This is a genomic window from Acinetobacter sp. ANC 4218 (assembly GCF_002135245.1).
Lineage (GTDB): Bacteria > Pseudomonadota > Gammaproteobacteria > Pseudomonadales > Moraxellaceae > Acinetobacter.
In genome coordinates this window covers 319694-330820 of record NZ_NEGD01000002.1, presented here as the reverse complement: position 1 = coordinate 330820, position 11127 = coordinate 319694, and the positions used below count along the sequence as shown (strand labels likewise).

Sequence of the window (11127 nt, the reverse complement as noted above, 5' to 3'; positions counted from 1 at the left end):
TCTTAAGCTTTGCCGACAAGAAAGTTGGGACATCAATATGGCAACAAACTGATCCCAGCGGGTGGCTGATCTTAATTTTTGCCCAGAGTGGTGCAGTTTAGCCAGACGTTCAAAATCTTGTCTTAAAATGGGTTTGAGTAATTGATGAAATACGGTATTCTGATGTGACAAAACCTGAGTCCTTTATAGTTAAAGTGTTTGTTTGCACTCATATTTTAACTATTTAGACTCAGGTTTTTTTATTTAAAGCAAACTATGGGACAGCAGTGCCCATTAGGGTGCTTTTTTTATATTAAGACGATTACCACGTCAGTGGATTCCAAATCTTAAACGGTTGGGTCAGTTGCACATCTTCCGCTGGATCATATTTTGCAGGTTTCAGTTTTTGTGCTTTCTTGCGCTGCTTCCCGGTATTTTGATCTAGCGCAACAAAGTTATAACTTTCTGACTTCAGCTGAGTATAGGCGATTTCATTTAAGCCCGTTTTTTCCGGCATCAAGATTAAAGGCCCTGAAACTTCACGACGGGTAGTTAAGTTTTCTTCATCATACTTAATAAAATAAGACTGTCCTGCCTGTACGGTAAAATCCAGATATTTGGGCTTTTGGAAATGCTGCACACCCACGGGGCGGCTGGTGGAGATGCGATAAGTTCCGGCAGGCAGTTCAACCCAGTAATAATGATTGTTTAATAAACTTGGAATACGTTCACTATTGATAAACAAGCTGGATGCCACAATTTCCTGACGGTTCCACTTACTATCAGGACGGTATAAATAAACAATGGCTGCCTGATCGTTCTGTGCCTGAACTGGCTGAAAGCGCTGTCCTATCTTTTGATTAACCCAAGCACCAATGCTAAACATGCCAAAACGGTACTGTTCCAACAATCCCGGTTCATGTTCAGTATTGACAGGTTTTAAGGTCGATGTCGCTTGAGTGTGCTCCATAGCAGATTTGCCATGGCATCCCAATAAAATAAAGCTTGCACAGACTGCAATACAGACTCCACGCATGATTTTCCCTCACCGCGTATTTTTTTATTTTTGTACTAAACTGAATTAAGCACTTCATTGTTTGCTATATATTGATTTTATTTCGACGTCCACGCCGAGTTCTTGAGATTAACATTAGGTTTTATTTTTGGAAATAAAAAACGCGCGAAAACACAAGTTTTCCGCGCGTTTCTGACGAATAGCGAATTAAGCAGATTTAGAATTTATCACTTTTAAATCTACTTTAGCCGCATTTTCAGTTTCTGATTTAGGCTGACGTTCTGCTTTTAACACCGGTTTTGCTTCACCTGCAATCACTGCATCATTCACAATCACAGTCCCGACATCGGTACGGCTTGGTAAATCATACATGGTTTCAAGTAATGCATTTTCCAGAATTGAACGCAGACCACGCGCACCGGTATTACGTTCCAAAGCTTTTTTCGCTACGGCACGTAATGCTGAATCTTCAAATACCAGATCCACATGCTCCATATCAAACAAATATTGATATTGACGGGTTAAGGCATTTTTTGGCTCAGTCAGAATCTGCATCAAGGCTTCTTCATCCAGCTCATCCAGAGTTGCGATGACCGGCAAACGGCCAATAAATTCTGGAATCAAGCCAAATTTCACCAAGTCTGTTGCTTCAACCTGACGGAACAAATCAGACAACTTTCGGGTTTCATTTTTGTTCTTCACTTCAGCAGTGAAACCGATCCCGCCTTTTTCCTGACGCTGTTGCACGATTTTCTCTAGACCAGAGAAGGCACCGCCACAGATAAACAGGATATTTGAGGTATCAATCTGAATGAACTCTTGCTGCGGATGCTTACGACCACCTTGTGGCGGGATTGAGGCAACCGTACCTTCGATCATTTTCAACAACGCCTGCTGGACACCTTCACCAGATACATCACGGGTAATCGACGGGTTTTCAGATTTACGGGTAATCTTGTCAATCTCGTCGATATAGATAATACCCTTTTGCGCTTTTTCTACATCATAGTCGGCTTTTTGCAACAGCTTCTGTACGATGTTTTCCACATCTTCACCGACATAACCCGCTTCGGTCAAAGTGGTCGCATCGGCCATGGCAAATGGAACATCAAGCAAACGCGCTAAAGTTTGTGCCAGCAAAGTTTTACCTGAACCTGTTGGTCCAACCAGTAAAATATTACTTTTTGCCAGTTCAACCGCATCATCATGCTTATGGCCGCTATGGGTCACTTTTAGACGCTTGTAATGGTTATACACTGCAACTGAAAGCGTTTTCTTGGCAACATCCTGACCAATGACATATTGATCAAGTGCGGCACGAATTTCGTGTGGCTTAGGCAACGGTTTGCTCGCCCAATCGCCCGATTCAACTTGCTGGCTGGTTTGGACTAAATCTAGGCATACGTCCACACACTCATTACAGATGTAAGCGTCCTCACCTGCAATCAGTTTCCCGACTTCAGACTGCGTTTTACCGCAAAATGAACAATGCTTTTGTCCTTGAGGATGATCGGACATATTCACTCCAATATAAAAATCTGAAAATTATGGACGTTTAGTAAGTACTTCATCCACGAGACCGTATTCTTTAGCAGCCTGTGCTGTCATAAAGTTATCACGGTCAGTATCTCTGGCAACAGTTTCATAGTCTTGACCACTATGCTCTGCCATTAAACGGTTTAAACGTTCTTTAATAAATAGAATTTCACGCGCGTGAATTTCAATATCCGATGCCTGACCACGGAAACCACCTAGTGGCTGGTGAATCATCACACGGGCATTTTCCAGGCAATAACGTTTACCCTTAGCACCTGCATTAAGCAGGAATGCACCCATAGAGGCTGCCTGTCCCATACAATATGTCACGACATCCGGTTTAATGAATTGCATGGTATCGTAAATGGCCATACCTGCAGTCACTGAACCTCCTGGTGAATTAATATAGAGGTGTATATCTTTATCTGGGTTCTCTGCTTCTAAAAACAACATTTGAGCAACAATTAAATTTGCCATGTTGTCTTCAACTTCACCGGTTAAGAAGATGACGCGTTCACGCAAAAGACGTGAGAAAATATCGAAAGAACGCTCACCACGAGAAGACTGTTCAACCACCACTGGCACTAAAGCGTTATCAATTGTTGGAACATACATACGTTATTTATTCCTAAATTTTTTGTTACTCAACTCATAGTCACAATATGAGGGATAATTGCCGAAAATGCAAAATATTCCCAATTAAATAACAGATATTTTTTATATAAGCATTGTGAATTCAGGACAGGTCACGATAAGCCTGTACATAAAAAAAGGCGCATGATGCGCCTTTTTTCGGTCAGCTAAGCTTAGCCTTGTTGACGAGCTTGTTGCTCTTTCAATAAGTCTTCATAGCTTACTTTTTTGTCAGTCACTTTAGCAGATGCCAAGATGTGATCAACTACTTGATCTTCTAATACAACAGCTTCGATTTGAGCACGTTGCTGTTTGTCATTTTTGAAGTATTCAATCACTTCAGTTGGGTCTTCGTAAGAAGAAGCCATGTCTTCGATGTAAGCTTCAACGCGAGCAGCATCAACTTCAATTTTAGCGTCCGCTAAAACCTTGCTCACCAACACGCCAAGTTTTACAGATTTTTCAGCTTGTTCTTTGAACAACTCATCTGGAAGCATGCTGCTGTCAAATGCTTTTGCACCTTGAGCACCAAACTGTTGAGTGAACTGTTGAATCATTTGTTGACGTTGACGGTCAATTTCTTGAGACAACATAGAAGCAGGAACTTCAACTTCGTTTGCAGCTACAAGTGCATCGAAAGTCGCGCCTTTTACCTGATTACGAAGACCATTTTTCACTTCACGTTCCATGTTTTTACGAACGTCAGCTTTTAATTTTTCAACGCCTTCTTCTTCAGTTAGACCGAAGATTTTCAAGAATTCAGCATCAACTTCTGGAAGTTTTTGTTTTTCAACTAGCTTCACAGTGATTTTGAATTGAGCAGCTTTACCCGCAAGGTTTTCAGCCTGGTAGTCTTCAGGGAAAGTAACATCAATTACTTTCTCTTCGCCTTTCTTCATACCAACGATACCGTCTTCGAAGCCAGGGATCATACGACCAGAACCTAGAACCAGTTTAAAGTCTTCAGCAGCACCGCCTTCGAATTTTTCACCGTCTACAGTACCTTCAAAGTCGAAAGTAACTTGCATGTCTTTTTTAGCCATGCCTTTGGTTTCAGTCCAGCTTGCACGTTGCTTTTGAAGGTTTTCGATCATTTGATCGACGTCTTTGTCGTTGACTTCAGTTGCTTTACGTTCAACTTCCAAGCCGTCAAATTTCACTTCAACTTCTGGATAAACTTCTACAGTTGCTTCATAAACAAGAGCGTCTTCTTTGTTTTCAACTTTTTCAATGTTTGGCATGCCAACAGCATTGATTTTCTCTTGTTGAATCGCTTCGAATACTGTGTCACGAATTACATCGTTCACAACTTCTTGATAAATACCTGCGCCATATTCACGACGTACTACATTTAAAGGCACTTTACCTGGACGGAAGCCGTTGATCTTCACAGTTTTAGCAGTGCGTTTTAAACGAGCTTCAAATTGCTCGTTCACACGGCTCGTCGGTACAGATACATTTAAACGACGGGCAACGCCCGAAACCGCTTCAGAAGTTACTTGCATGGCTTCCTCGATATAGAAATAGTAATTGCAATTTTGAAAGTGCCACATTATATGACAACATTGAAAGATATACAAAACCGGATGTTTTAACCATTAAATTTTAAGTATTCTGATCATAAAAGTCTGGCTTAATTACAACTTTGAACATCTGTAGTGCATAAACATCGCCATTTTCTATATTTTTTTACCGCTTTCGCCTATTTTTCGCTGTTTGATACTTTTTATTTCAGTATTTTTTCTGGCTATCTTTTGTGGTTCTCATTCAGCCCTGTTTTAGCCACAGTTCATAATTTTTGTCTAAATCCCCTGTTCCTCCTGCAAAAAGCTCTTTTGAGTAGAAATTTCATGATCGCATTCCCTGTTTTTATTTTTTACGAAAAAGATTATTTACTTAAAATCAGGAATAGCCTTTAAAAGTAGAATTACACGCTTGGACTCAGCATAAACATTGAATACAAAATGAAATTTTTGTTGGTAATTGGCTATATCACTGTTAAAAAAATTAACATCAATATTCCCAATTAAAAATAGAAAAACCATTAAAATATAAGATACATATATAAATCAATAAATTAACTTTAAATAGCCACATTATTTGATTCAAAAAACAAATTGATAACTTAAAAATGATTACCAATTACAATTATAACTCATAGTGATAAAAAATAAGAATCATTATTATTCTCATACATTTTCACAGTACCCTTTTGAGTTCGAAATGGCCTTCATTAAAACACGCAAAAAAATCGTATCTTCTGCGATTGTTTCCTCACTTTCAGTGATGTCAGCGAATACATTTGCACAAGATCAAGTTGCTCAACTTGAAACTATTCATACTCAGGCGGAAGCAGAAACAGCTCAAGGTTTAAAAGTAGACCAATCTGCCAACTCCAAGTTTGTTGCTCCTTTGCTGGATACGCCTAAATCAGTTTCTGTAATTTCAAAGCAATTGATTGAAGATACTCAAGTGACAACTTTAAGCGATGCTTTGCGTACAGTGCCCGGTATTACTTTAGGGGCTGGTGAAGGGGGTAACCCGAATGGTGACCGTCCATTTATTCGCGGTTATAACTCAGAAAGTTCCATGTATGTCGATGGTGTGCGCAACGCGACTTCACAAAACCGTGAAATGTTTGCTGTAGAACAGGTTGAAGTCACTAAAGGTTCAGCTTCTGCTTTAAGTGGTGCGGGTGCTGCGGGTGGTAGCGTTAACATGATTTCTAAAGTCGCAAAAAAAGGTGACTTTTTGGAAGGCTCTGTTGGTGCAGGTACCGATAATTACCAGCGTATTACCCTAGATGGCAACAAAGATTTTGGTAATGGTATTGCAGCGCGTGTTGCAGTATTAGGACACCACAATGAAAAAGCAGGTCAAGCCGATGGGACTGAATACAAACGTGCCGGGATCGCTCCAAGTATTACTTTTGGTTTAGACACCCCTACCCGTGCAACTTTAAATTATTACTACCTAAAAACAGATGATACCCCTGATTCAGGTGTACCCTACAACAACCCAACTGGATATTCCCAATATTCAGGAAAACCAATTGATGTCAAACAAGGCATTTACTACGGTTGGGAAGACCGTGATTTCCAGAAACAGGAAAATCAGGTGGGTACAATCAAGTTAGAACATGACCTGACTGACAATCTAACCATTTCAAATACAGCTGTTTATAACAACTCTAAAAATGATTATCTGTGGACCAACCCAGATGATTCTCAAGGGAACATTTATAAAACCGGTAATGTATGGGCACGTGTAAACTCTCGTGTTGCCGATACAGATACCTTTACCGACCAATTAGCATTAACCGGTAAATTCAATACTGGTGCCTTAAAGCATAGCTTTAACTTAGGCGCAGAGTATTCAGATCAAGAAACAGATCGTACCCAATATATTATTAATGGCTTGTCTGCCACAGGTGCAGAATACAACAAATGTAGCCCTGCCGATATTGCTTCGGGCTGGTGTACTGCTGTTCAAAACCCTAATCGGGGACCATGGACAGGAAGTATCAGTACTGAAGGTGCAGACCAATACAATACACAAACCAAGTCCACTTCTGTTTACTTCCTGGACAGCATTGAGTTCCATCCACAATGGATTTTAGATTTGGGCGTGCGTTGGGATAAGTTTGATACAGAGCAAACCATGACCTATGGTGCACGAAATAGTGCTGTGACTGCAACAACCCCTACAGCTCAAGCTGGCGACAAAGTAACAACAGAAAGTGATACTGACTTCTTTACTTATCAAGCAGGCCTTACTTTTAAACCGGTTGAAAACGCTTCAATCTATGCCAGCTATGCAACATCTGCAAACCCTGTGGGTGTAGATGCTGGTGACGGTTCTGAAGGTATTGGTGCAAATTATAGCAACTTGGATCCTGAAGAAAGCCAGACTTTCGAAATTGGGACCAAATGGGACCTTTTACAAGATCGCTTGAATTTAACTGCCGCTATTTTCCGTACTGAAAAGCAGAATGCGCGTATCCAGTTGAGTCCTACTACTTATAGTAATATTGGCGAAAGCAAAGTTGACGGTATCGAGCTGGGCTTGAACGGTAAAATTACAGATCAATGGGAGATCAGTGCAGGCTATACCTATCTTGATAGTGAAGCGACCAAGAATGGCGTCAGCTGTCGCGGTACAACCTGTACTGACCAAACGGTATTTAACGGCAACCAAATGCCGAATGTTCCTAAAAACAGCGCTACACTTTGGACAACCTATCAGGTTCTGCCACAACTGCAACTTGGTGCTGGTGCAACTGCTATGGACAAAGTCTATGGTGATTTGGCCAATACCAAATACGTTCCAGGTTATGTACGTTACGATGCCATGGCACGTTACAACGTTAACGAAAATGTTGACCTGCAATTGAATGTCAATAACCTGTCTGATGAACGCTATTTCACTAAAGCATATGCATCTCACTACGCCACTGAAGCAGAAGGTCGTAGCGCAGTATTGTCACTAAATTTCAAATACTAAGCTCAATTAAAACCATAAATTAATTATGGATTTAATCTAAAATAGCCTCATAATAATGAGGCTATTTTTATAGCTAAAAGAATTCATTCTTCCAAAGGTGTATTGTCGTGATCCATCATATTCCTAACGTCCTGAGTAAAGAACAAGTTCAATATTTCCGTGAAGAAATGGCAAAAATTGAATGGGTCAATGGTAAAGTCACTGCCGGTACACTGTCTGCCACAGTCAAACAAAACCAGCAACTGCCTGAAGATCATCCCCTGACTCATCACTTAAGTACCATCATTTTAGAATCATTGGGTCAGCATCCCTTGTTTTTATCTGCGGCCATTCCTCTCGACATTATTCCGCCACTGTTTAACCGTTATGAAAACAATGAAGCTTTTGGTTTTCATGTCGACAATTCCATCCGCCGTATCCGTGGCAGCAATGACCGCTTACGAACGGATTTATCCTGCACGGTTTTTTTAAGCGACCCGGAAGAATATGAAGGTGGCGACCTGGTGGTTGAAGACACCTATGGCTATCATGAGGTTAAACTACCCGCGGGCGATATGATCCTCTACCCTTCCACCAGTGTGCATGAAGTCACGCCAGTAACCTCCGGCTGCCGTCTCGCGTCTTTCTTTTGGGTACAAAGCATGATCCGTGATGATGCGGAACGCCACATGCTGTTTAATCTGGATCAGTCCATTCAGAACTTGCGTATGCAGTTGGGTGACAAGCACGAAGAGGTCATTAAACTCACCAATCTCTATCATAATTTAATGCGTAAATGGGCTGAACTCTAAGCTTAAAATCATGAAAAGCGCATGATTCAAGTGCTGCATGAATGTTGAGGATGATTTTAATTTTCCTAAAACTGAGCAGCAGAGTTAAGCATTTCATTGTAAGTCAGTATAAAAATCCCAGCCTAATCATCATTCTTTTTCATTAGCGCAATGGATTGAGCACATCCACTGCGCTTTTTTAAACCACATTTTAAATAAAAACGAATAATCTTCTATAAATTTATTGCAAATAATAATAATTATCATTAATATTTGCACCATTGTTACAATCCATAACAATCTATCCACTTTTAGTTCCAGATTACTGACCACAAAAGTTGCAAAACAGTATTGGAATTCTGTCTTATACGAAACTAGGGATGACTGACCATGGCACAAATCAAAAGCCGTAAACACCACAGAAATGCTCAACTGGTTGCCTTAGCAGCCTCGTTCCCGCTCATGACTCATGCAGCAGCAAGCAATGGTGTCACCCAGCTGCCAACCATTACCGTGGAATCTAAAGCGGAAAATAAATATAAAGCCGATAGCGTCAGTTCCCCAAAATATACCCAGCCACTGGTCGATACCCCGCAAACCGTTTCCGTGATTAAAAAAGAACTATTAAAAGAACAAGGTGCGACGTCTTTGGTTGAAGCCTTAAGAAACACACCGGGAATTACCCTGCAACTGGGTGAAAATGGCAATACCAGTGCCGGCGATGCCTTTCAAATGCGCGGTTTTTCGACTCAAACCTCTACCTATGTCGATGGTATTCGCGATTTGGGTGCAGTCACCCGCGATGTCTTTAACCTGGAACAGATTGAAGTGGTCAAAGGCCCTTCTGGTGCGGAAGCTGGTCGTGGTGCAGCATCAGGGTATATCAACCTGGTCAGCAAACTACCACAGACTGAAAATAGCCGTGAAGTTTCTGCCACTTACAATACTGCAGAACATGCCCGCCTGACTGCTGATATCAATCAGGTAATTAATGATGGCATTGCAGTTCGTTTAAATGCCATGGGACAGGACGGCGGCGTTGAAGGCCGCGACTTTATTGAAAACAACGGCTGGGCCATTGCACCCTCGATTGCTTTTGGCCTGGATAGCGATACCCGCCTGTATCTCTATTCACAGCATATTCGTCAACGCAATATTCCGGATGGCGGTATCCCAACTATTGGCATGAAGGGTTTCTACAATGCCGATTCTGCTTTAGCTTCAGCACCTAAAGTGAATCGCGAAAACTTTTATGGTCACGTCGATGACCATGAAGATGTCGATGCAGATATGTATACGGCAAAGATCGAAAGTGATCTGGCTGAAAAGGTCAAACTGACCAACATCACCCGTTTGGGTAAAACCAGTATGAACCGTGTTTTAACCGGGATAAATACCGGTTCAGCCGGTTTAAGAACCAATGGTTCAAATGATCCAAAAGACTGGGAAGTTAACCGTTCACGTCAGGGTGTCGATCAGGAAAATAAGATTCTTGCTAACCAGAGTACTTTGAACCTGAATTTAACAACCGGTGCCATTGAGCATGATGTACTTGCAGGTTTGGAATTTTTAAAAGAACAGCAACATACGAAAACTATGGCTACGCAAATGCCGGGTCAAGCGACAGTAGCCACATCTTGGGCCAATCTTTATGATCCAGATCGCAATGAAGCAATGCCCGGCCTGATGTATAATGGGGGCTATACCCATGGTGAAACTGATACAGCTGCCGCCTATTTATTCGACACGCTTAAATTTGGCGAGCGCTTCCAGCTGAATGGTGGAGTACGGGTCGACTATTACGACACCGAATATGATGCTTTGACCTTGCCATCGGGTAGCAGCAGCTTGGTCCCTGCTAGTTTTGGTGCACATGACACCTTGGTCAGCTGGAAACTGGGAGGCCTATTTAAACCTACGGCTAAAAGTAGCGTATATGCTTCTTATGCCAAATCCCTGACTCCTCCGGGAAGCGCCAACTTTAGCCTTTCAGCAACCGGAATTAACAGTGCTGCTGCCAAACCGCAAGAAACCCATCACTATGAAATTGGCACCAAGTGGGATTTGCTCAATGATCAACTGGCACTCAATGCTGCTGCCTATTACACTGAAAATGAAAACCAGTTTACTCAGGATGCCATTACCCAAGAATCCATTCAACAAGGTAAAACGACCGTGAAAGGGGTTGAACTGAGTGCTGTGGGCAAAATCACGGATGCATGGAATGTATCTGCCGGCGTGGCTCATATGAAAACTGAACAAGAAGATCAGCTCAGCGTGAATGCAACCACAGGAGCAATTACCCGAACCAACAATGTGCGCTGGTCACCGGAATGGACTGCAAGCTTATGGTCTACTTATGATGTTTCCGGCTTTAAACTGGGCTTGGGTGCGCGCTATGTAGACGAACAAAAACGTGTCATTACCGACAGCACGGCAGCGGCGAATATGCCTAACATTCCAGGCTATGTGGTATTTGATGCCATGGCGGGCTACAGCTTGAATAAGAACGCTTCGGTCAACTTGAATGTCTATAATCTGGCAGACAAGGAATACATCAGTACCCTCAATAATGGCGGTGGCCGTGTGATATTAGGACAACCGCGTTCTGCAGCTTTAACCTTTAACTATAAGTTTTAAGCCATTCGCCAAGTCTTAGCAGATTGAGTATAAATATAGTGTGTTAGATTT

General features: G+C 41.8%; 8 protein-coding genes. 3 read left to right on the top strand and 5 right to left on the bottom strand.

Annotated features, from left to right (window positions below):
* The 5 genes from B9T38_RS03240 to tig form a co-directional block, all read right to left on the bottom strand.
* A partial coding sequence (locus B9T38_RS03240; RefSeq protein WP_126132691.1) for a DUF4372 domain-containing protein occupies window positions 1-171 on the bottom strand: 171 nt, incomplete at its 3' end.
* Window positions 172-301: 130 nt separating this feature from the next.
* Window positions 302-1015 (bottom strand): DUF2846 domain-containing protein, encoded by a 714-nt coding sequence (locus B9T38_RS03235; protein WP_086195414.1) that lies wholly within the window; start codon window positions 1013-1015, stop codon window positions 302-304.
* 186 nt (window positions 1016-1201) lie between these two features.
* Entirely contained in the window at window positions 1202-2512 is a 1311-nt protein-coding gene (gene clpX / locus B9T38_RS03230) for an ATP-dependent protease ATP-binding subunit ClpX (protein ID WP_086195413.1), read from the bottom strand.
* Window positions 2513-2539: 27 nt separating this feature from the next.
* The gene (gene clpP, locus B9T38_RS03225; protein ID WP_086175809.1) at window positions 2540-3145 is read right to left on the bottom strand and encodes an ATP-dependent Clp endopeptidase proteolytic subunit ClpP; all 606 of its coding nucleotides are present in this window, start codon (window positions 3143-3145) and stop codon (window positions 2540-2542) included.
* Between the two features lie 191 nt (window positions 3146-3336).
* A complete protein-coding gene (tig, locus tag B9T38_RS03220) occupies window positions 3337-4668 on the bottom strand; it encodes a trigger factor (protein ID WP_086195412.1) in 1332 nt (443 codons plus the stop codon).
* Window positions 4669-5386: 718 nt separating this feature from the next.
* Between tig and B9T38_RS03215 the strand changes: the two genes are divergently transcribed.
* From B9T38_RS03215 to B9T38_RS03205, 3 genes are all read left to right on the top strand, one after another.
* Entirely contained in the window at window positions 5387-7666 is a 2280-nt protein-coding gene (locus B9T38_RS03215; protein WP_086195411.1) for a TonB-dependent receptor, read from the top strand.
* 107 nt (window positions 7667-7773) lie between these two features.
* Window positions 7774-8457, top strand: a complete 684-nt coding sequence (locus B9T38_RS03210) for a Fe2+-dependent dioxygenase (RefSeq protein ID WP_086195410.1) — start codon at window positions 7774-7776, stop codon at window positions 8455-8457.
* A 369-nt stretch (window positions 8458-8826) separates the two neighbouring features.
* Window positions 8827-11076 (top strand): catecholate siderophore receptor Fiu, encoded by a 2250-nt coding sequence (locus B9T38_RS03205; protein WP_086195409.1) that lies wholly within the window; start codon window positions 8827-8829, stop codon window positions 11074-11076.
* Window positions 11077-11127: the final 51 nt, after the last annotated feature.

Coding starts and splice junctions, on each gene's coding strand:
- clpX (WP_086195413.1), bottom strand. CDS start 2,512: ATGTCCGATCATCCTCAAGGACAAAAGCATTGTTCATTTTGCGGTAAA.
- B9T38_RS03215 (WP_086195411.1), top strand. CDS start 5,387: ATGGCCTTCATTAAAACACGCAAAAAAATCGTATCTTCTGCGATTGTT.
- tig (WP_086195412.1), bottom strand. CDS start 4,668: ATGCAAGTAACTTCTGAAGCGGTTTCGGGCGTTGCCCGTCGTTTAAAT.
- B9T38_RS03235 (WP_086195414.1), bottom strand. CDS start 1,015: ATGCGTGGAGTCTGTATTGCAGTCTGTGCAAGCTTTATTTTATTGGGA.
- B9T38_RS03205 (WP_086195409.1), top strand. CDS start 8,827: ATGGCACAAATCAAAAGCCGTAAACACCACAGAAATGCTCAACTGGTT.
- clpP (WP_086175809.1), bottom strand. CDS start 3,145: ATGTATGTTCCAACAATTGATAACGCTTTAGTGCCAGTGGTGGTTGAA.